Source organism: Enterobacter sp. 6722112, assembly GCF_058661685.1.
In genome coordinates this window covers 2823220-2845060 of sequence record NZ_JBZWGR010000007.1, presented here as the reverse complement: position 1 = coordinate 2845060, position 21841 = coordinate 2823220, and the positions used below count along the sequence as shown (strand labels likewise).

Genomic DNA, 21841 nt, shown 5'->3' with positions numbered 1-21841 from the left:
AAGGCTAAGTCCTCGTGCCGTAAGGCCTGGAAGAGATGTCAATAATTAAGAAAAAAAATTCAAAATTTGATCGAGTGCTGATTTCTTCAACGGGAGGTCAGAATTGCGCAACATGATGTCGCGCAATCATTATAAGAATAACGGATGACGTTAGTCGTTTTTGGCGGTTGTGTGCAACATATAGTTAACATCCACACCTGGGGCAAGTTTGAATTTATCCGTCAGCGGATTGTAGTGCAGACCCGTCATGTGCTGCTCCTTAAGCCATGTCTGGTCAACCCAGCCCAGCAGTTCGGCAGGCTTGATGAACTTCTTCACGTCGTGCGTCCCTTTCGGCACCATGCGCAGCACGTATTCCGCGCCTACCACGGCCATCAGCCAGGCTTTGCCGTTGCGGTTGATGGTCGAGAAGAAGACCTGTCCACCCGGTTTCACCAGTTTTGCACAGGCGCTGACCACCGACTGCGGATCGGGAACGTGCTCCAGCATCTCCATGCAGGTCACCACGTCATACTGGTGCGCATGTTTTGCCGCGTGCTCTTCCACGGTTTCCTGGACATATTCTACCTGTACGCCGGACTCCAGCGCATGAAGACGCGCAACCTGTAGAGGTTCGAAGCCCATGTCCAGACCGGTGACCGTGGCTCCTTCACGCGCCATACTTTCCGCCAGGATGCCGCCGCCGCAGCCGACGTCGAGCACTTTCTTACCGAACAGACCGCCGGAACGCTCCGCGATATAGCCCAGACGCAGCGGGTTAATACGATGCAGAGGTTTGAACTCACCTTCGAGATCCCACCAGCGGGACGCCACCGCTTCAAATTTGGCAATCTCTTCGTGGTCAACGTTGTGAGCCACCGGGGATTTTTCGGCATTCATGGGCGCTTTTACTCCTTATTTAGCAAGACAAATGAGTATATCAGGCAATCCCTGTGAATAAAGCGTATAGGTTTACCTGTATCACCGCGGCTGTGTTATAATTTGCGACCTTTGAATCCGGGATACAGTAGAGGGATAGCGGTTAGATGAGCGACCTTGCGAGAGAAATTACACCGGTTAACATCGAGGAAGAGCTGAAAAGCTCCTATCTGGACTATGCGATGTCGGTCATTGTTGGCCGTGCGCTGCCGGACGTCCGCGATGGCCTGAAGCCGGTACACCGTCGCGTACTATACGCCATGAACGTATTGGGCAATGACTGGAATAAAGCCTACAAAAAATCTGCCCGTGTCGTTGGTGACGTAATCGGTAAATACCATCCTCATGGTGATTCCGCGGTGTACGACACCATTGTCCGTATGGCGCAGCCCTTCTCGCTGCGTTACATGCTGGTAGATGGTCAGGGTAACTTTGGTTCTATCGACGGCGACTCCGCCGCGGCAATGCGTTATACGGAAATCCGTCTGGCGAAGATTGCCCATGAGCTGATGGCTGACCTGGAAAAAGAGACGGTTGATTTCGTTGATAACTACGACGGCACGGAAAAAATTCCTGACGTTATGCCAACGAAGATCCCAAACCTGCTGGTGAACGGTTCGTCCGGTATCGCCGTCGGTATGGCAACCAACATTCCACCGCACAATATCACGGAAGTGATCAACGGCTGCCTGGCCTACATTGACGATGAAGACATCAGCATTGAAGGGCTGATGGAACACATCCCGGGCCCGGACTTCCCGACGGCGGCAATCATCAATGGCCGTCGCGGTATTGAAGAAGCGTACCGCACCGGTCGCGGCAAGATTTACATCCGTGCCCGCGCCGAAGTGGAAGCGGACGCTAAAACCGGCCGTGAAACCATTATTGTTCACGAGATCCCGTATCAGGTGAACAAAGCGCGACTGATTGAAAAAATCGCCGAGCTGGTAAAAGAAAAACGCGTTGAAGGCATCAGCGCGCTGCGTGACGAGTCTGATAAAGACGGTATGCGCATCGTGATTGAAATCAAGCGCGACGCGGTGGGTGAAGTTGTGTTGAACAACCTTTACTCCCAGACTCAGCTTCAGGTCTCCTTCGGTATCAACATGGTTGCGCTGCACCATGGCCAGCCGAAGATCATGAACCTGAAAGAGATCCTGAGCGCGTTCGTGCGTCACCGCCGTGAAGTGGTGACCCGTCGTACCATCTTCGAACTGCGCAAAGCGCGCGACCGTGCCCATATCCTTGAAGCACTGGCCGTTGCGCTGGCGAACATCGACCCGATCATCGAGCTGATCCGCCGTGCGCCGACGCCGGCAGAAGCGAAGGCGTCGCTGGTTGCGCGTCCATGGGATCTGGGCAACGTGGCGGCAATGCTGGAACGTGCCGGTGATGACGCCGCGCGTCCTGAGTGGCTGGAACCGGAATTCGGCGTGCGTGACGGTCAGTACTACCTGACTGAACAGCAGGCCCAGGCGATTCTGGATCTGCGTTTGCAGAAACTGACCGGCCTTGAGCATGAAAAACTGCTCGACGAGTACAAAGAGCTGCTGGAGCAGATTGCCGAGCTGCTGCATATCCTGGGTAGCGCAGAGCGCCTGATGGAAGTGATCCGTGAAGAGCTGGAGCTGGTTCGCGATCAGTTCGGCGACGAGCGTCGCACCGAAATCACAGCCAACAGCTCTGATATCAACATTGAAGATCTGATCAACCGCGAAGACGTGGTAGTGACGCTGTCTCACCAGGGCTACGTGAAGTATCAGCCGTTGACCGACTACGAAGCACAGCGTCGTGGCGGTAAAGGCAAATCTGCGGCGCGTATTAAAGAAGAAGACTTTATTGACCGTCTGCTGGTGGCCAACACCCACGACACGATCCTCTGCTTCTCCAGCCGGGGCCGTCTGTACTGGATGAAAGTCTATCAGCTGCCGGAAGCGAGCCGTGGCGCGCGGGGTCGACCAATCGTCAACCTGCTGCCGCTGGAAGCGAACGAACGTATCACCGCCATTCTGCCGGTACGCGAGTACGAAGAGGGCGTGAACGTCTTTATGGCGACCGCGAGCGGTACCGTGAAGAAAACTGCGCTGACCGAGTTCAGCCGTCCACGTTCTGCCGGGATCATCGCGGTGAACCTGAACGAAGGCGATGAGCTGATTGGCGTGGATCTGACCTCCGGTTCCGATGAAGTGATGCTGTTCTCTGCCGCCGGTAAAGTGGTGCGCTTTAAAGAGAACGCCGTGCGCGCAATGGGTCGTACGGCGACCGGCGTGCGTGGTATCAAGCTGGCGGGTGAAGACAGCGTGGTTTCCCTGATCGTTCCGCGTGGCGAAGGCGCAATCCTGACCGTCACCCAGAACGGCTACGGTAAACGTACGGCGGAAAGCGAATACCCGACCAAGTCACGCGGCACGCAGGGCGTTATCTCCATCAAAGTGACCGAGCGCAACGGTTCCGTTGTTGGCGCGGTGCAGGTGGACGACGCGGACCAGATCATGATGATCACCGATGCCGGTACGCTGGTGCGTACCCGCGTGTCTGAGATCAGCGTGGTGGGTCGTAACACCCAGGGCGTTATCCTCATCCGCACTGCGGAAGATGAAAACGTCGTCGGTCTGCAACGCGTTGCTGAGCCGGTGGATGACGAAGAGCTCGACTCTATCGACGGCAGCGTTGCGGAAGGGGATGATGAAATCGCCCCGGAAGCGGACACCGATGATGAAGTAGCGGATGACGCTGACGAGTAACGTCTCCTGACGCATAAAGGGCCGGTTTCCGGCCCTTTTGTTTTGCGCAAGCAGACAAGTGAACGTTGCGACAAGCCGCGTTTACCGCTACCTTAACCACATTCTTTTTGACCCCGACGGCGGAGCCTCGCCCCTTTGAAATACCTCGTCTCCTTTCGTACCACGTTAAAAGTCTCTCGCTATCTGTTTCGGGCGCTTGCGCTACTGCTATGGTTGCTGGTGGCACTGCTCTCGGTGTTTTACATCGTTAACGCGTTACACCAGAAAGAAGCGGAGATCCGCCAGGAGTTTAACTTAAGCTCGGATCAGGCTCAGCGCTATATCCAGCGCACGTCTGACGTGATGAAAGAGCTTAAGTATATTGCTGAGAATCGACTCACGGCGGAGAACGGCATTCTTGCTATCCGCGGTCGGGATGAAAAAACCGAAGTACCTGATTTCGAACCGCTCTTCCCGGACTCCGATTGTTCCGCCATGAGCAAAGCCTGGCGTGGTTCACTGGAGTCCCTCTCATGGTTTATGCGCTACTGGCGCGATAATTTCTCGGCCGCCTACGATCTGAACCGTGTCTACCTGATTGGCAACGAAAATCTCTGCATGGCGGATTTCGGCCTGCGGGATATGCCCGTCGAACGCGAAGACGCGCTGAAAAGCCTGCATGAGCGTATAGTGAAATACCGCAATGCGCCTCAGGAAGAGCGCGGGAACAACATCTTCTGGATAAGCCAGGGGCCGCGCATGGGCGTCGGCTATTTCTATGCCCTGACTCCGGTTTACCTCGGAAACCGCCTGCAAGCGCTGCTGGGGATTGAACAAACCATCCGCATGGAAAACTTCTTCACACCGGGCAGTCTGCCGATGGGCGTGACCATTCTGGATGAAAACGGCCATCCGCTCATCTCCCTTACCGGGCCTGAAAACCGCCTGAAGGTGGAACCCAGCTGGATGCAGGAGCGGTCATGGTTTGGCTATACCTCCGGGTTCCGCGAGCTGGTGCTGAAGAAAAGTTTACCGCCATCGTCGCTGAGCATTGTCTACTCGCTGCCGGTGGACAAGGTCCTGGAGCGCATTCGCATCCTGATCCTTAACGCCATTTTGCTGAACATCGCGGTAGGCGTCGCGCTGTTTATGCTGGCGAGAATGTATGAGCGGCGGATCTTTATTCCGGCAGAAGCGGATGCTCAGCGTCTGGAAGAGCATGAGCAGTTTAACCGTAAAATTGTCGCCTCGGCGCCGGTAGGGATCTGCATCCTGCGTACTCAGGACGGGACAAATATCCTCAGTAACGAGCTTGCCCATAACTACCTGAACATGCTCACGCATGAAGACCGCCAGCGGTTAACGCAGATCATCTGCGGTCAGCAGGTTAACTTTGTGGATGTGCTGACCAGCACCCACACCAACCTGCAAATCAGCTTCGTCCATTCTCGCTACCGCAATGAAAACGTGGCCATTTGCGTGCTGGTGGACGTCTCTGCGCGCGTGAAAATGGAAGAGTCGTTGCAGGATATGGCGCAGGCGGCGGAGCAGGCCAGTCAGTCGAAATCGATGTTCCTCGCGACCGTCAGCCATGAGCTGCGTACGCCGCTGTACGGCATTATCGGTAACCTCGATCTGCTCCAGACCAAAGAGCTGCCGAAAGGGGTCGACCGGCTGGTGACGGCCATGAACAACTCGTCCAGCCTGCTGCTGAAAATCATCAGCGATATTCTCGACTTCTCTAAAATTGAATCCGAGCAGTTGAAAATAGAGCCGCGCGAGTTCTCCCCGCGCGAAGTGATGAACCATATCTGCGCTAACTACCTGCCGCTGGTGGTGCGTAAACAGCTTGGGCTGTACTGCTTTATCGAGCCGGATGTGCCGCTGACGCTGCATGGCGATCCGATGCGTCTGCAACAGGTCATCTCAAACCTGCTGAGCAACGCCATCAAATTCACCGATATCGGCTGTATTGTGCTGCACGTCTGTCGGGCAGGGGAGTACCTGACCATTCGCGTGCGCGACACGGGTGTTGGCATTCCGGCGAAAGAGGTCGTTCGCCTGTTCGATCCGTTCTTCCAGGTGGGAACCGGCGTCCAGCGTAATTTCCAGGGGACCGGGCTAGGTCTGGCGATTTGCGAGAAGCTTATCAGTATGATGGATGGAGATATCTCCGTCGATACAGAGCCAGGCATGGGCAGCCAGTTCACCATTCGTATTCCGCTCTATTCGGCGCACTATCCGGCGAAAACCACCGTCGACGGGCTGAGCGATAAGCACTGCTGGCTGGCGGTGCACAACGCCTCCTTACATGATTTCCTGACCTCGATGCTGACCAGCAGCGGCGTGCGGGTTTCACGCTACGAAGGCCAGACGCCGGACGCGGATGACATGCTGATCACCGACGTTGAGCCGGAGCAGGCGTGGGCGGGGCGCGGCGTAGTGATGTTCTGCCGCCGTCATATCGGTATTCCGCTTGAGCGTTCGCCTGGGGTATGGGTGCACAGCGTGGCGACACCGCACGAGCTGCTGGGCTTGCTGGCGCGTATTTACAGCGTGCAGCTTGAGGACAGCGACGGCGCGACCGTGCTGGCTTCCCCTGATGAACTGGCGTCGGTGAACGACGATATGATGATTCTGGTCGTCGACGATCATCCAATTAACCGTCGTCTGCTCGCAGATCAGCTTGGCTCTCTGGGCTATCAGTGTAAAACGGCCAATGATGGCGTGGATGCCCTGAATGTCTTAAGTAAGAACCATATTGATATTGTGCTCAGCGATGTGAACATGCCTAACATGGACGGCTATCGTCTGACGCAGCGTATCCGACAGCTGGGGCTGACGCTGCCGGTGGTAGGGGTGACAGCCAACGCGCTGGCGGAGGAAAAGCAGCGCTGTCTGGAGTCGGGAATGGACAGCTGCCTGTCGAAGCCGGTCACGCTAGATGTACTGAAGCAGACGCTATCCGTGTATGCGGAGCGTGTACGAAAAGCGAGACAATAAAAAAGGCCCGAAAGGGCCTTTTTTATTTCTCCGGCGGTTGTAGGCCGGGTAAGCGCGAGCGCCACCCGGCGTAGACAGCGAAGATCAATCTTTGTCCGTTGCGCTCAGCGTCACGGAAGAGAGATAGTTCAGCAGGGCGATATCGTTATCCACACCCAGCTTCATCATCGCGGATTTTTTCTGGCTACTGATGGTTTTAATACTGCGGTTCAGCTTTTTGGCGATTTCAGTGACCAGGAAACCTTCAGCGAACAGACGCAGAACTTCACTCTCTTTAGGCGAGAGACGCTTGTCGCCATAACCACCCGCGCTGATTTTTTCAAGCAGGCGTGAGACGCTCTCAGGAGTGAATTTCTTCCCTTTCTGTAGCGCCGCCAGCGCTTTTGGCAGATCGGTAGGTGCGCCTTGTTTCAGCACAATCCCTTCAATATCGAGATCCAGAACGGCGCTCAGGATCGCCGGGTTATTGTTCATGGTCAGAACAATGATCGAAATGTCCGGGAAGTGGCGTTTAATGTATTTGATGAGCGTGATCCCATCACCGTACTTATCTCCAGGCATGGAGAGATCGGTAATGAGCACGTGCGCATCAAGTTTAGGCAGATTGTTAATGAGGGCTGTGGAATCTTCAAATTCACCGACTACATTCACCCACTCGATCTGTTCAAGTGATTTGCGAATACCGAACAGTACAATCGGATGGTCATCGGCAATAATTACGTTCATATTGTTCATGTATAAGGCTACCTTGCTACAGCAAGCTCTTGACGTAAGCGTCAATGTCGCTGATGTATTTTTCAATGCCAGAGGCATCTTTCTCACGAATTAGATGTTCCAGCGTTTCACATAACTGCTTGCCGGGAACCAGATTAAGCATGGCAAACACCCCTTTAAGCCGGTGTGCTGTCTGTGCCAGCGCTGCAAAATCCTGCGCAGCGGACTCAGTATACAACCGCTTAACATCATCTGGTACTGTATCAACGAAGAGCGAATAATATCCGCTGGCATGGAGTTCGGCATTTTCATCGCCGCCTAACGGTGACTCCAGGATCTCTTCCTGCGCCAGATTCTCTTCAATCAGTTGTAATACAGCTTCCTGCATTGCATTGCTCATATTAAAGTTGACGCGCAGCTGCCCAGGGCCGATTTTCCGCACGCCTGGCTCATCATCGCTTAAAAGCAAGCCTGAGGCAGTAAGATTAGACGGATTATCAGTTAAAAATAGATCAAATTCTTGACTCGCGAGCCTTTCGTCCGGGGTAATGCAGGACGCCCCCCAGTTTTCCAGCTGACGAACGACGATATTACGGATCTCACTGGAGGTCACATCCACCATCACCACCACATCGTCCAGCAGACGCTCTTCATCCTCTTCCTGGGGATTCGCCGCCATTTTCACGTGTAAAGAGTAGCGGGTGCCGAGGGATTCGCGCGCCTTGATGTTCAGATGACCGCCCAGCTTACGCGCCAGCTGATCGCAGAGCCAGAAGGTGAGGGCATTCGCCTTACCGTAGTGGTCGCGCTGGGTATCGTTCAGGAACGGGAAGTGCAGGTTATCAATTTCGCTCACGGTGACGCCTTCGCCCGTATCCAGAATACGGAACGTCAGACGATCGTCGGTGGACTCATCGGTGCTGACTTCAAGGGTGATCTTGCCGATCTGCGTCGTGGTGACGGCATACTGTATCAACATCATCAGGATGCGACGCAGGGCATCGCGATCGCCGTGACGTTCGTCGTTGGCCGGTAAATGGTTGTTGATCAGCAGCTGGAGTCCCTTGCGCTTGATCACCGGCAGGACTTCCGGCACCACCTCATCAATCAGGTCCTGAATGGAGAAGAGCGTAGGGGTGCCCTTCCAGATGTCATTTTCCAGCATGTTCGCAAGCTGGATTTCGTCCACCAGACGAACCAGGGAGTCGGCCTGGCTGCTGAGCTGTCGGCTTTCCGGCGTGCTCAGATCAGCAATCTGCGTGGCGAGTGACTTCAACGGTTGTTTAAAGGCATCGCCAATATTTTGCATAAACGCCGCGCGGCCATGTTGGTTTTTCTCGTACAGCCTTTGCGCCTGCTTGAGCTTTTTATTCACCAGCACTTCGCGATCCTGATCGCGAATGATGAAGATTTGCGTGCGCGAGGCGACCTGACTGCGGAACTGACGGATCTCATACAGTTCATTATTAACGGTGGCCTGAATAACGCCCTGGTGCTGGTCCGCCATGGCCGTAATATTTTGCAGGTTAAGATGCGGCAGAAGGTGATCGGCAATTTTATTGCTCATTACCGTGCGGTTAGCCTCCTGGTCGTGAACGAGCACCCCAAGCGGCAGCACGGAAATAATCTCTTCATTCAGGGCACGAAGAATGCGCAACTCGTTGCTGGTCCCGGCTGATACCGACGTCGAGTCGCTCTGGCGGCCCGACTGGAAACGGAAGGTGCTGTAGCCAAACAGCGCCAGCGCCAGCAGGCCAATATTCAGCAACAGCGGCAGCAGAATGTTTTGCAGAGTATCAAGCATCAGGATGCCAAAAGGCACCTGCCACACCAGACGCATACCGGTTGAGTTGAGCGATGAGGCAATCTCAATCTTTGAGCCATTAAAGGAGATCGCTACGCTGTCCGCGCCTTCTTTATCCGACGGCGTGCGCATATTTTGGGTGCTGTTGTCTGGCTCCAGACGGAAACTGTCCAGCGGCATATCCGGTGGGATGAGATCGTTAATCGGCAGGTCGAAGGCAACCACGGTCGCCAGATGGCCCGGCTGGTTAAAGGTGGTTCGCAGCGTAAAGTAGTGGCCATTCTGCCAGGCAAGACGGCGTAATGACGAGAAACTTTCTCGCTCGTCCAGCGCGTTGGCCTGTTGCAGCATTTCTGCCCGACGGGAATCCACAATACTGCCAACGGTGGTCTCTTTAAAGCCGGACGAGAGATCCTTAAGCGGCAGGGTCGAGATCAGGATCATGCTGTTGTCCTGACCGTTCAGGTAATACATTGACCACGGTACGGTCTCGGCGCCCCACAGGGTGTCCAGATACGAGGAGATCCGCTGCGTCATCTCAAGCGTTGCGCTGTCGTGCGAGCCGAAAATCAGGGCTTCCGTCTTGCGCTGCGGTTTTTCAAGGTAATACACATCCTGCTTAAGGCGCGTTTCCTGCAACCCTTCGCCTGACGAGGTGGCAGGCGCGGCAGCGATATTGTCGTAGATTTGCCAGGTCGCATAGCGCCACGTATCAATGCGCTTGTGCACCGCATGGGTGATATCGACGATTTGATAGCTTTTATCTTTAAGCCAGGTATTAACGGCGCTCTGAACCATCACCCCCATTGTGACTAACAGCACAACGATCAACAGAAGAAAGAAACGGGTGATGCTGCCCGGTAGAAGGGAGAATTTGCTCGGGGCGGTAGTTTCAGTCTGACTCATCGATGTGTTTAACCCGTAATGGCCGCGCGGTAATGGGATAGGGCAGTATAAAGGGTAATAACTGAATTTCCAGCGTCGTTAACGGTATGACCTTGACTTTTTATCCGGGTAACCGGCTTCAACGTCCCCGGATGAAAGGGAAGGTGCGAATAAGCAGGTCATTTCTTCCCAAGCTGACTCGCTGATTAAAATTTCGCGGATCTGGGCCGATTTTTTTCCCGCAAACACATCGAATCAGCCTATTTAGGCTATTTTTTCCACCATTTCTGGCGTTATTTCCGGTTTTTACTGAGATCTCTCCCACTGACGTATCATTTGGTCCACCCGAAACAGGTTGGCCAGGGTGAATAACATCGCCAGTTGGTTATCGTTTTTCAGCAGCCCCTTGTATCTGGCTTTCACGAAGCCGAACTGCCGCTTGATGATGCGAAACGGGTGCTCCACCCTGGCACGGATGCTGGCTTTCATGTATTCGATGTTGATGGCCGTTTTGTTCTTGCGCGGATGCTGCTTCAAGGTTTTTACCCTGCCGGGACGCTCGGCGATCAGCCAGTCCACATCCACCTCGGCCAGCTCCTCGCGCTGTGGCGCTCCTTGGTAGCCGGCATCGGCTGAGACAAATTGCTCCTCTCCATGAAGCAGATTACCCAGCTGATTGAGGTCATGCTCGTTGGCCGCGGTGGTGACCAGGCTGTGGGTCAGGCCACTCTTGGCATCGACACCAATGTGGGCCTTCATGCCAAAGTGCCACTGATTGCCTTTCTTGGTCTGATGCATCTCCGGATCGCGTTGCTGCTCTTTGTTCTTGGTAGAGCTGGGTGCCTCAATGATGGTGGCATCCACCAAAGTGCCTTGGGTCATCATGACGCCTGCTTCGCCCAGCCAGCGATTGATGGTCTTGAACAATTGACGGGCCAGTTGATGCTGCTCGAGCAGGTGGCGGAAATTCATGATGGTGGTGCGATCCGGCAGGGCGCTATCCAGGGATAATCGGGCAAACAGGCGCATGGAGGCGATTTCGTACAGGGCATCTTCCATGGCACCGTCGCTCAGGTTGTACCAATGCTGCATGCAGTGAATACGCAGCATGGTCTCCAGCGGATAGGGTCGCCGGCCATTACCAGCCTTGGGATAAAACGGCTCGATGACAGCGGTCATATTCTGCCATGGCAGAATCTGCTCCATGCGGGAGAGGAAAATCTCTTTTCGGGTCTGACGGCGCTTAGTGCTGAATTCACTATCGGCGAAGGTGAGTTGATGGCTCATGATGTCCCTCTGGGATGCGCTCCGGATGAATATGATGATCTCATATCAGGAACTTGTTCGCACCTTCCTTAGATCTGTACGGTAAAGTGGATGGTCTGCACTATTTCTCTGATGACGACAGTGCAGACGGCGACCAGACCTACATGCGTCTGGGCTTCAAAGGCGAAACTCAGGTTAACGACCAGCTGACCGGTTACGGCCAGTGGGAATACCAGATCCAGGGTAACTCTGGTGAGAACGAAAACAACTCATGGACGCGTGTGGCGTTCGCAGGTCTGAAATTCGCTGATGCGGGTTCATTCGACTACGGTCGTAACTACGGCGTTGTTTACGATGTGACTTCCTGGACCGACGTTCTGCCGGAATTCGGCGGCGATACCTACGGTTCTGACAACTTCATGCAGCAGCGTGGTAACGGCTTCGCGACCTACCGTAACCAGGACTTCTTCGGTCGGGTTGATGGTCTGAACTTCGCGTTGCAGTACCAGGGTAAAAACGGCAGCGCAAGCGGCGAAGGCCAGACCAACAACGGTCGTGACGCGCTGCGTCAGAACGGTGATGGCTACGGCGGCTCTCTGACCTACGATCTGGGCGAAGGCTTCGCTATCGGTACGGCAGTCACCAGTTCTAAACGTACTGCTGACCAGAACGCTGCGGGCTACTACGGTGAAGGCGATCGCGCAGAGACCTATACCGGTGGTCTGAAATACGACGCGAACAACATCTACCTGGCTGCACAGTATACTCAGACTTACAACGCGACCCGTGCGGGCGACCTGGGCTGGGCTAACAAAGCGCAGAACTTCGAAGTGGTTGCGCAGTATCAGTTCGACTTCGGTCTGCGTCCATCCGTGGCGTACCTGCAATCTAAAGGTAAGGACCTGGAAAACGGCTACGGCGACCAGGATCTGCTGAAATATGTTGATGTTGGCGCGACTTACTACTTCAACAAAAACATGTCCACCTACGTTGATTACAAAATCAACCTGGTTGATGAGAACGACTTCACTCGCGCAGCAGGTATCGGTACTGACGATATCGTCGCGCTGGGTCTGGTTTACCAGTTCTAATTGCTCATACAGCGACAAAGGGGCCATCAGGCCCCTTTTTTCATGCTTTTTTAGGGTCTTACAAATACGCTGTTTTAGTGTACTCTTGCCGCCCTGGCATGAGGATAATAACCAATGGATATGACTTTTTTACGCGCCAGCGTTCTGGCGACTTTTTTACTCCTGACCGCGTGTGACTCTTCCACACAGCCCGCAAAAATCGACGCACCCGCCGCGACGGTGCTGGAAGGGAAAACCATGGGGACCTTCTGGCGCGTCAGCGTGATGGATATTGATAAATCCCGCGCTGAAGAATTACGCGGTAAAATTCAGGCGCAGCTGGATGCCGACGATCAGCTACTCTCTACCTATAAAAATGACTCAGCGCTGATGCGTTTCAATCGCTCCAGCAGCACCTCGCTGTGGCCGGTGAGCGAAGCGATGGCCGATATCGTCACGGAATCCATGCGCGTGGGCTACAAAACCAACGGCGCAATGGATGTGACCGTGGGGCCGCTGGTGAACCTGTGGGGATTTGGCCCCAACAAGCAGCCGGTGACTACACCCGATCAAGCCGCCATCGACGACGCCCGCGCCCGTACGGGGTTACAGCATCTGGCGGTGATCTCCCAGTACGGTCAGCAATACCTGCAAAAAGATATTCCCGACCTGTTTGTCGATCTCTCCACGGTAGGCGAGGGGTATGCTGCGGATCATCTCGCGGCCCTGATGGCGCAGGAAGGCATTCCCCGTTATCTGGTTTCCGTCGGGGGCGCGCTCGTCAGCCGGGGCATGAACGCCAGCGGCAGGCCGTGGCGAGTGGCCATCCAAAAACCAACCGATCAGCAGAACGCGGTGCAGGCGATTGTCGACATCAACGGGCATGGTATCAGCACCTCCGGAAGCTACCGCAACTATTACGAGCTGGATGGCAAACGTATCTCGCACGTGATTGATCCGCAAACCGGACGCCCGATTACCCACAACCTGGTGTCCGTGACGGTGATAGCCCCAACCGCGCTGGAAGCGGATGCCTGGGATACCGGATTGATGGTGCTCGGCACGGAGAAGGCCAAAGAGGTGGTGCGTCAGGAAGGGCTGGCCGTCTATATGATCACCAAAGAGGCTGACGGATTTAAAACCTGGAGTTCGCCGCAGTTCAATAGCTTCCTGGTGAGCGAAAAAAATTAAAAAGCAAGGTTGCGGGTTTTTGTTCGGTGGCGTTCAGGCAAGCTGAGCGTATGCTTGTAAGAGGAGCCGATAATGAAAAACACAACCTATCTTACCGATGAGGATCGCTGGCAGGCCGTACTGGCCCGCGATCCGCGTGCGGATAACCAGTTTGTCTTTGCTGTGCAGACGACCGGCATTTATTGTCGTCCGTCCTGCCGCGCCCGCCACGCGCTGCGTAAAAATGTCTGCTTTTATCCTGATGCTCACCAGGCCGCGCAGGCGGGTTTCCGCCCCTGTAAGCGCTGTAGGCCGGACCAGGTCGACCCTATGGCGCAGAAAAAGGCCAACATTGCGCTGGCCTGTCGACTGCTTGAACAGGATGCCGCGCTGAACCTGGAGGCACTGGCGCAGCAGGTTGCCATGAGTCCGTTCCATTTCCACCGCTTGTTTAAATCCGTCACCGGCATGACGCCGAAAGCATGGCAGCAGGCCGCGCGTGAACAACGCCTGCGCACCCTGCTTGCACAGGGCGGTAAAATCACCGACGCCGTACTGGCCGCTGGCTTTCCGGACGGCAGCAGCTACTACCGTAAAGCCAACGGCGCGCTGGGCATGACGGCAAAACAGTACCGCAACGGAGAGGCTGCGGTCCGCTATGCCATCAGTGACTGCTCGCTGGGCCGCTGTCTGGTGGCGGAAAGCGAGCGCGGGATCTGCGCAATACTGCTGGGTGATGACGACGCCGGGCTGACGGCTGAGCTGCTGTCACTGTTTCCGCTTGCCGTCCGTGAACCGATGGAAGGCGCGTTTGCCGGGCGTGTTCGGCAGGTTATTGCCTCTGTCGACAGCCGCGCGACGCCGCTGATGCTGCCGCTGGATATCCGTGGTACCGCCTTCCAGCAGCAGGTCTGGCAGGCGCTGCGGGATATCCCCTGCGGTGAAACGGCAAGCTATCAGCAGGTGGCGAAGGCCATTGGTAAACCCAATGCCGTACGTGCCGTGGCGGGGGCCTGCGGTGCCAACAAACTGGCGATAGTCATCCCCTGTCACCGCGTGGTGCGTAACGACGGTGCGCTGTCGGGTTATCGCTGGGGCGCAGCGCGTAAGATGCTATTGTTGAAACGTGAGGCGAACAACCCGGAGGGATAATGCTCGATCTTTTTGCTGATGCTGAACCCTGGCACGAGCCGCTCGCGCCGGGGGCGACGATCCTGAGACGCTTCGCGCTTTCCCGCGCGGCGGCGCTGTTCGACGGTATTGATGCCGTTACCGCTTGTTCACCGTTTCGCCATATGGTTACGCCGGGCGGGTATACCATGTCCGTGGCGATGACCAACTGCGGCGAACTGGGATGGGCGACGAATGAGCGGGGCTATGTATATGCCGCGAACGATCCGCTGACGGATCAGCCGTGGCCGCCGATGCCGGAGGCGTTTCAGGCGCTGTGTCATGACGCCGCCGTGGCGGCCGGCTATCCTGATTTTCGACCCGATGCCTGTCTTATCAACCGTTATGCCGTTGGGGCAAAGCTCTCCTTGCATCAGGATAAGGACGAGCCAGACCTGCGCGCGCCGATTGTCTCGGTATCCCTTGGGCTGCCCGCTGTCTTTCAGTTTGGCGGCCTGCGGCGCAACGACCCGCTCAAACGGCTGATGCTGGAGCATGGTGATGTGGTGGTCTGGGGCGGTGAATCACGGCTTTTTTACCACGGTATTCAGCCGCTTAAACCTGGCGATCACCCGGTGGCGGGGGCATTTCGCTACAACCTCACGTTCCGTCAGGCGGCATACAGAGAATAAAAATAAGAATTATTCTTGATGTGTGTGAAAGGCAGTTTACACTGCTGGCTGATTTTTCTTGTCCGGATTGCTCTGCATGCAACTACTTCTTCTTGTCTGGCGGCAGTATCGCTGGCCTTTTATCGCGGTGATGGCGTTAAGCCTTGCCAGCGCGGCGCTGGGGATCGGCCTGATTGCCTTCATTAACGTGCGTTTGATCGAAATGGTCGACACGTCACTCTCCGTCCTGCCGGAATTTCTGGGTTTACTGCTGCTGCTGATGGCAGTCACGCTCGGGTCACAGCTGGCGCTGACCGCCCTCGGCCACCATTTCGTTTTCCGTCTGCGCAGTGAGTTCATCAAACGGATCCTTGATACTCAGGTGGAACGCATCGAGCAGCTGGGAAGTGCCTCTCTGCTGGCGGGGCTGACCAGCGATGTGCGCGCCATTACCATCGCCTTTGTGCGCCTGCCGGAGCTGGTGCAGGGGATCATCCTGACATTTGGCTCGGCAGCCTATCTCGCCTGGCTCTCCAGCAAAATGCTGGCGGTTACGGCGCTGTGGATTGTTATTACCATCTGGGGCGGGTTCCTGCTGGTATCACGCGTCTATAAGCACATGGCGGTGCTGCGCGAAACGGAAGACAAGCTCTATAACGATTATCAGACGGTGCTGGAAGGGCGCAAAGAGCTGATACTGAACCGCGAGCGTGCCGAGCATATCTTCAACCATCTCTATATCCCGGATGCGCACGAATATCGTCATCACATTATCCGCGCCGATACGTTCCACCTGAGCGCCGTGAACTGGTCCAATATCATGATGCTGGGCGCGATTGGCCTGGTGTTCTGGATGGCGAACAGCCTGGGGTGGGCCGATACCAACGTGGCGGCAACCTACTCCCTGACGCTGCTGTTTTTACGCACGCCGCTGCTGTCGGCCGTTGGCGCACTGCCGACGCTGCTGAGCGCTCAGGTGGCCTTCAACAAGCTGAAGAAATTCGACCTTGCGCCGTTTAAGGCTGAGTTCCCGCGCCCGCAGGCCTTCCCGAACTGGCAAACGCTGGAGCTGCGTAACGTTACCTTCCGCTATCAGGATAACGCCTTCTCCGTAGGGCCGATAAACCTGACCATTCACCGCGGCGAACTGCTGTTCCTTATCGGCGGCAACGGCAGCGGCAAATCTACGCTGGCGATGCTGCTGACGGGCCTCTACCAGCCGCAGGCGGGTGAAATTTTGCTGGATGGTAAAGCGCTGAGCGCGGAGAAACCGGAGGACTACCGCAAGCTCTTCTCGGCGGTATTTACCGACGTCTGGCTGTTCGACCGGCTGCTGGGACCGGAAGGGCAGCAGGCGGATCCGGCGCTGGTGGAGAAGTGGCTTGCGCACCTGCAAATGTCGCACAAGCTGGAGCTCCAGGATGGCAAAATCCTGAATCTGAAGCTGTCGAAAGGGCAGAAGAAGCGCGTGGCGTTGCTGCTGGCCCTGGCCGAGGAGCGTGACATCATCCTGCTGGATGAGTGGGCCGCCGATCAGGACCCGCACTTCCGTCGCGAGTTTTATCAGGTCCTGCTGCCGCTGATGCAGGCGATGGGAAAAACCATTTTTGCCATCAGCCATGACGATCACTACTTCATTCACGCCGACCGTCTGCTGGAGATGCGCGACGGCAAGCTGAGCGAGCTGACCGGCGATGAGCGCGATGCGGCGTCACGGGACGCGGTGGCGCGTACGGCCTGATTGCAATTGTGCCGGGTGGCGCCCGGCACACTAATTTTTCATATATGCCGTTTTTTTCTCCATCCCGACCCGCCGTTTATTCTTATTTACATATCCCCGCGCTATGCTTAACGCCAACTCATTTAATGGATTTATGATTGATGTCGGTATTAAAGAAAAACAGCGCCAGGCAGCGTGACCAGGAGCGTGCGCGGCTCATCTGGCTCCTGACGACCGATAAAGCGGTCACGTCAACGTTATTGGGTAAGCTAACCCTGGCTGAGCAATATGATGTCGGCACGCTGGCCGACGATATTGCTGAGGTAGGTGCGCTGGTTGCACATTTACCGCCCCCGGACCTGGCGGACACCCTGGAGGCATTGCCTTCCGAGGAGCGCCACGCCCTGTGGCGGCTGGTGCAGGATCACGAGCGCGGTCAGGTATTGCTTGAAGCCTCGGAAAACGTCTGGGATGACCTTATCGATGAGATGAGCGACCGGGACATCCTTGACGCCCTGCAAACGCTGGATATCGATGAGCAGATTTACCTCGTTCAGCATCTTCCGCGCAACCTGACCGGACGCCTGCTGGCTTCCCTGCCTGCTGAAGAGCGGGCGCGCGTGCGTCAGGTGATGCACTACGAGAAAAACAGCGTCGGCGCGATCATGGAGTTTGGCGTCATCACCGTGCGCCCGGACGTCACCCTGGGTACGGTGCAGCGCTATCTTCGTCGCCTGGGCAGTATGCCGGACAACACCGATAAACTGTTCGTCACCTCGCGGGATAAAACCCTGCTCGGGGAGCTGGAGCTGAAAACGATCCTGCTGAACAGCACCCAGCAGCGGGTGAGTGAGGTCATGGAAACCGAGCCGATGGTCTTCTCGCCGGAAGACGATGCCGAAAAAGCGGCGCGTACCTTCGAACGTGATGACCTGGTGAGCGCGGCGGTGGTGGATTCGGTGGGCAAGCTGATGGGGCGTCTGACCATCGATGAGATCGTTGACGTGGTCTATGAAGAGACCGATAACGACCTGCGTGCCCTTGGCGGGATCAGTGCCGAAGATGACGTTCATGCCTCCGTCGGCAAGGCCGTCAAAACGCGCTGGGCGTGGCTCGCCATCAATTTATGCACCGCGTTCGTGGCGTCCCGCGTTATTGACGGCTTCGAACATACCATTTCCCAGCTGGTGGCCCTGGCGTCGCTGATGCCGATTGTGGCGGGGATCGGCGGGAACACCGGTAACCAGACTATCACCATGATCGTTCGCGCCCTGGCGCTGGAAAACATACAGCCGGGTAATTTCTCGTGGCTGATTTTCAGGGAGATGGGCGTTGCGCTGATTAATGGCCTGGTCTGGGGCGGCATCATGGGCGGCATTACCTGGTGGCTGTATGATGATATGGCGCTGGGCGGGGTCATGATGCTGGCGATGGTGCTGAACCTGCTGGTGGCGGCGATGATGGGCGTGATTATCCCGTTGACCATGACCCGGCTGGGGCGCGACCCCGCGGTGGGGTCGAGCGTGATGATCACCGCCATTACCGATACCGGCGGTTTCTTTATTTTTCTTGGACTGGCGACGATTTTTCTTCTGTAGCCAGCGCTTTTTGCTTAAGTCGGGCAGGGAGGATGAACATCATCACAATCCCGCCCAGCACGCCAATCGCCAGGTTGCCGGTGAAAACCGTTGCCACAACCGTCACCAGCATCACGACGGTTTCAGCCACCGGCGCGTTTTTCAGCGTTCCGGGCTGAACGCTATGCCAGCTAAAGGTCTTGACGGCCACAATGGCCATAATTCCCGCCAGTACCGCCATCGGAATTTTGGCCATCACCTCGCTGAGCGCCGTAACCAGCACCAGCAATACGATGCCCGCCGCAAGGGTGGAGATACGGCTTCTGCCTTTCCCCATCTCCACGTTAACGATGGTCTGCCCAATCATCGCGCAGCCCGCAATGCCGCCGTAGAACCCGGCCATAATATTGCCCACGCCCAGTCCGATGCTCTCGCGGCGCTTACTGGAGGGGGTAGCGGTCAGCTCGTCCACCAGTTTTGCCGTCAACAAGGATTCCAGCAGGCCAACGAAAGCGATACTTAGCGCGCACGGCCAGATGATGCTCAGGGTTTCCAGATTGAGCGGCACCAGCAGTTGCGTAAAGCCCGGCAAACCGCCGCCCATGGAACCTTCATCCCCTACCGTCGGCAGGATTTGCCCGCTGGTGACGGTGAACAAAGTCAGCAGCACAATGGCAATCAGCGGGGAGGGCACGCTTTTGATATAGCGTGGCACCCAGAGCACAATCAGCAGCGTCAGCACGAACAGGCCCACAATCAGCGGGCTTCGGCTCCAGAAATGGGGCACCTGGGCAAAGAAAATCAAAATGCCAAGGGCGTTAACAAACCCGGTCATCACCGACTGGGGAATAAAGCGCATCAGCCGCGCCATACCCAGCGCGCCGAACAGGATCTGAATCACGCCTGCCATCACCACCGCGGGCAGAATGTACTGTACGCCGTGTTGATGGACCATCGGCCCAATCACCAGCGCGACGGAACCTGCCGCCGCCGTCACCATGGCCGGACGCCCGCCGAGCAGGGAAAGGGCGAAACAGAGCACCACGGAGGCGATAAGGCTCACTTTCGGATCCACGCCCGCGACCACGGAAAACGAAATCACTTCCGGGATCAGCGCCAGCGCGGTAATCACACCGGCCAGGGTTTCGCGCATCAGACGGTGAGGCGAACGTAAAACAGTGGCGACATGGCCTTCTTGAGGTACAGACGAGTGGGGTAATGACATAACAATTCGCTGGTAGGGGCAGGCTTCCGTGCGCGCGATCACAAAGTGCAGCATGATAGCCAGGAAAATCGTCGGGTGCCAGCCTGTCTGCCAAATCCCTACAAACAATCCATCATTAAATTTCACAATTACAATAATTTCGTAACCTTTAAACAATATTTAAAAGTTGCTACCGTGCCACCGCAGCGTGTTTCACCTGTAATTTCCACGCATCAAGCACTATTCAACTAAGGCATAAATGATGAAAAAAATGACTGCCGTGCTCTTTTCTCTGGCCGTGGGGCTGAACGTCGTCTCGCTGGCGGCGAAGGCTGACGCACCAAAAGAGCAGGAAACGGATGTCCTTTTAATTGGTGGCGGCATCATGAGCGCCACGCTGGGAACGTATCTTCAGGAATTAGAGCCGAACTGGTCCATGACCATGGTCGAGCGCCTCGATGGCGTGGCACAGGAAAGCTCTAACGGCTGGAACAACGCCGGGACGGGGCACTCGGCACTCATGGAACTGAACTATACGCCGCAGAAAAAGGACGGTTCCATTAGTATCGAGAAGGCGGTAGAGATCAACGAAGCGTTCCAGATCTCACGTCAGTTCTGGTCTCACCAGGTGAACAGCGGTGTGTTGCACAATCCGCACTCCTTCATCAACACCGTACCGCACATGAGCTTTGTGTGGGGCGATCAAAACGTCAACTTCCTGCGCGCGCGCTACGCTGCCCTGCAACAGAGCACGCTTTTCCGCGGGATGAAATACTCTGAAGATCACGCTCAAATCAAAGAGTGGGCGCCGCTGGTCATGGAAGGCCGCGATCCGAACCAGAAAGTAGCGGCGACCCGCACTGAAATTGGTACTGACGTTAACTACGGTGAAATCACCCGTCAGCTGGTGTCCTCTCTGAAGAAAAAAGAGAACTTTAACCTGCAACTCAGCTCCGAAGTGCGTGGTTTCAAGCGCAACGCGGATAATAGCTGGAGCGTGACCGTTGCCGATCTGAAAAACAACGAAGCCGAGCATGTGATTAAGGCGAAGTTCGTGTTTATCGGTGCGGGCGGCGCGGCGCTGAAACTGTTGCAGGAGTCCGGCATTCCGGAAGCAGACGACTACGCGGGCTTCCCGGTTGGCGGCCAGTTCCTGGTGTCGGAAAACCCGGAAGTGGTTAACCGTCATCTGGCGAAAGTGTACGGTCAGGCCTCTGTGGGCGCACCACCGATGTCCGTTCCGCATATCGACACCCGCATGCTGGACGGTAAGCGCGTAGTGCTGTTCGGGCCGTTTGCCACATTCTCCACCAAATTCCTGAAAAACGGTTCCCTGTGGGATCTGCTGAGCGCGACCACGACGTCAAACGTTAAGCCAATGATGGACGTGGGGCTGGATAACTTCGATCTGGTGAAATACCTGATTAGCCAGGTGATGCTCTCTGATGAAGAACGCTTCGAGGCGCTGAAAGAGTACTATCCGCAGGCGAAGAAAGAAGACTGGCGTCTGTGGCAGGCAGGTCAGCGCGTGCAGATTATCAAACGCGATCCGAAAGAGGGCGGCGTGCTGCGTCTGGGCACCGAAGTGGTAAGCGATAAGGATGGCACCATTGCCGCGCTGCTGGGGGCATCTCCGGGGGCGTCTACCGCTGCGCCAATCATGCTGCACCTGATGGAAAAAGTGTTTAAGGACAAAGTATCCAGCCCGGAATGGCAGGCGAAGCTGAAAACCATTATTCCATCCTACGGTACGAAGCTGAACGGTAACGTTGAAGCCACGGAACAAGAGCTGGAATACACCAGCCGCGTTCTGCAACTGCAATACGTCAAACCGCAGGCTGCGGATGCTGCGCCTAAGGCAGAGCTGAAGCCTCAGGCGGAAAGCAAGCCGGTAGCGGATATCGCGCTGTAAGGTAAACGCAAAACGGTAACATCCGTTACCGTTTTTAGTGTTTTCTCCCTCTCCCGGTGGGAGAGGGTTGGGGTGAGGGCACCAGAACGCACCC

14 protein-coding genes and 1 pseudogene are annotated in these 21841 nt (G+C 56.0%); 9 read left to right on the top strand and 6 right to left on the bottom strand.

The annotated features are described in order from the left end of the window. Positions 1 to 150: 150 nt before the first annotated feature. The gene (ubiG, locus tag AC4OVU_RS15015) at positions 151 to 879 is read right to left on the bottom strand and encodes a bifunctional 2-polyprenyl-6-hydroxyphenol methylase/3-demethylubiquinol 3-O-methyltransferase UbiG (RefSeq protein WP_006811346.1); all 729 of its coding nucleotides are present in this window, start codon (positions 877 to 879) and stop codon (positions 151 to 153) included. Between the two features lie 146 nt (positions 880 to 1025). Between ubiG and gyrA the strand changes: the two genes are divergently transcribed. Both gyrA and rcsC read left to right on the top strand, forming a co-directional pair. Continuing rightward, positions 1026 to 3662 carry a DNA topoisomerase (ATP-hydrolyzing) subunit A gene (gene gyrA, locus AC4OVU_RS15010; RefSeq protein ID WP_017693022.1) on the top strand — a complete coding sequence of 879 codons (2637 nt, stop codon included), beginning with the start codon at positions 1026 to 1028 and terminating at the stop codon, positions 3660 to 3662. Positions 3663 to 3797: 135 nt separating this feature from the next. Continuing rightward, positions 3798 to 6644 carry a two-component system sensor histidine kinase RcsC gene (gene rcsC / locus AC4OVU_RS15005; protein ID WP_017693023.1) on the top strand — a complete coding sequence of 949 codons (2847 nt, stop codon included), beginning with the start codon at positions 3798 to 3800 and terminating at the stop codon, positions 6642 to 6644. A gap of 84 nt (positions 6645 to 6728) precedes the next feature. Here rcsC and rcsB read toward each other — a convergent pair whose 3' ends face one another. The 4 genes from rcsB to AC4OVU_RS14985 all read right to left on the bottom strand — a co-directional run bounded on the left by rcsB (position 6729) and on the right by AC4OVU_RS14985 (position 11334). After that, positions 6729 to 7379, bottom strand: coding sequence for a response regulator transcription factor RcsB (gene rcsB / locus AC4OVU_RS15000; protein ID WP_003859405.1), 651 nt, complete (start codon positions 7377 to 7379; stop codon positions 6729 to 6731). A gap of 16 nt (positions 7380 to 7395) precedes the next feature. After that, complete coding sequence (gene rcsD / locus AC4OVU_RS14995) at positions 7396 to 10068, bottom strand: phosphotransferase RcsD (RefSeq protein WP_491928737.1); 2673 nt, start codon at positions 10066 to 10068, stop codon at positions 7396 to 7398. Positions 10069 to 10186: 118 nt separating this feature from the next. Beyond that, positions 10187 to 10372 carry a hypothetical protein gene (locus AC4OVU_RS14990; RefSeq protein WP_491928736.1) on the bottom strand — a complete coding sequence of 62 codons (186 nt, stop codon included), beginning with the start codon at positions 10370 to 10372 and terminating at the stop codon, positions 10187 to 10189. Further along, positions 10354 to 11334 (bottom strand): IS5-like element ISKpn26 family transposase, encoded by a 981-nt coding sequence (locus AC4OVU_RS14985; RefSeq protein WP_491928679.1) that lies wholly within the window; start codon positions 11332 to 11334, stop codon positions 10354 to 10356. Before AC4OVU_RS14985 ends, AC4OVU_RS14990 begins: the two co-directional genes overlap by 19 nt. A gap of 65 nt (positions 11335 to 11399) precedes the next feature. On the opposite strand from AC4OVU_RS14985, the pseudogene AC4OVU_RS14980 reads away from it, so the two are divergent. From AC4OVU_RS14980 to mgtE, 6 genes and pseudogenes are all read left to right on the top strand, one after another. After that, positions 11400 to 12404, top strand: a pseudogene (locus AC4OVU_RS14980) (porin OmpC); the annotation flags it as partial. Positions 12405 to 12518: 114 nt separating this feature from the next. Further along, the gene (apbE, locus tag AC4OVU_RS14975) at positions 12519 to 13574 is read left to right on the top strand and encodes an FAD:protein FMN transferase ApbE (protein ID WP_015572290.1); all 1056 of its coding nucleotides are present in this window, start codon (positions 12519 to 12521) and stop codon (positions 13572 to 13574) included. 72 nt (positions 13575 to 13646) lie between these two features. Next, positions 13647 to 14705: a bifunctional DNA-binding transcriptional regulator/O6-methylguanine-DNA methyltransferase Ada gene (ada, locus tag AC4OVU_RS14970; RefSeq protein WP_032619314.1), complete on the top strand. Its 1059-nt coding sequence runs from the start codon at positions 13647 to 13649 to the stop codon at positions 14703 to 14705. After that, positions 14705 to 15355, top strand: coding sequence for a DNA oxidative demethylase AlkB (gene alkB / locus AC4OVU_RS14965; RefSeq protein WP_003859395.1), 651 nt, complete (start codon positions 14705 to 14707; stop codon positions 15353 to 15355). The genes ada and alkB overlap by 1 nt, the downstream gene beginning before the upstream one ends. Before the next feature lie 76 nt (positions 15356 to 15431). Then, complete coding sequence (locus tag AC4OVU_RS14960; protein WP_491928735.1) at positions 15432 to 17075, top strand: multidrug ABC transporter permease/ATP-binding protein; 1644 nt, start codon at positions 15432 to 15434, stop codon at positions 17073 to 17075. A gap of 140 nt (positions 17076 to 17215) precedes the next feature. Further along, on the top strand, positions 17216 to 18652 hold the full coding sequence (mgtE, locus tag AC4OVU_RS14955; protein ID WP_006811337.1) for a magnesium transporter: 1437 nt from the start codon (positions 17216 to 17218) through the stop codon (positions 18650 to 18652). Here mgtE and AC4OVU_RS14950 read toward each other — a convergent pair. After that, positions 18615 to 19910: a SulP family inorganic anion transporter gene (locus AC4OVU_RS14950; RefSeq protein WP_032650078.1), complete on the bottom strand. Its 1296-nt coding sequence runs from the start codon at positions 19908 to 19910 to the stop codon at positions 18615 to 18617. The genes mgtE and AC4OVU_RS14950 overlap by 38 nt on opposite strands. Before the next feature lie 187 nt (positions 19911 to 20097). Between AC4OVU_RS14950 and mqo the strand changes: the two genes are divergently transcribed. Next, positions 20098 to 21747: a malate dehydrogenase (quinone) gene (gene mqo / locus AC4OVU_RS14945; RefSeq protein ID WP_032619315.1), complete on the top strand. Its 1650-nt coding sequence runs from the start codon at positions 20098 to 20100 to the stop codon at positions 21745 to 21747. Positions 21748 to 21841: the final 94 nt, after the last annotated feature.

Coding starts and splice junctions, on each gene's coding strand:
- alkB (WP_003859395.1), top strand. CDS start 14,705: ATGCTCGATCTTTTTGCTGATGCTGAACCCTGGCACGAGCCGCTCGCG.
- mqo (WP_032619315.1), top strand. CDS start 20,098: ATGAAAAAAATGACTGCCGTGCTCTTTTCTCTGGCCGTGGGGCTGAAC.
- AC4OVU_RS14960 (WP_491928735.1), top strand. CDS start 15,432: ATGCAACTACTTCTTCTTGTCTGGCGGCAGTATCGCTGGCCTTTTATC.
- rcsB (WP_003859405.1), bottom strand. CDS start 7,379: ATGAACAATATGAACGTAATTATTGCCGATGACCATCCGATTGTACTG.
- mgtE (WP_006811337.1), top strand. CDS start 17,216: ATGTCGGTATTAAAGAAAAACAGCGCCAGGCAGCGTGACCAGGAGCGT.
- ada (WP_032619314.1), top strand. CDS start 13,647: ATGAAAAACACAACCTATCTTACCGATGAGGATCGCTGGCAGGCCGTA.
- AC4OVU_RS14950 (WP_032650078.1), bottom strand. CDS start 19,910: ATGCTGCACTTTGTGATCGCGCGCACGGAAGCCTGCCCCTACCAGCGA.
- rcsD (WP_491928737.1), bottom strand. CDS start 10,068: ATGAGTCAGACTGAAACTACCGCCCCGAGCAAATTCTCCCTTCTACCG.
- ubiG (WP_006811346.1), bottom strand. CDS start 879: ATGAATGCCGAAAAATCCCCGGTGGCTCACAACGTTGACCACGAAGAG.
- gyrA (WP_017693022.1), top strand. CDS start 1,026: ATGAGCGACCTTGCGAGAGAAATTACACCGGTTAACATCGAGGAAGAG.
- apbE (WP_015572290.1), top strand. CDS start 12,519: ATGGATATGACTTTTTTACGCGCCAGCGTTCTGGCGACTTTTTTACTC.
- AC4OVU_RS14985 (WP_491928679.1), bottom strand. CDS start 11,334: ATGAGCCATCAACTCACCTTCGCCGATAGTGAATTCAGCACTAAGCGC.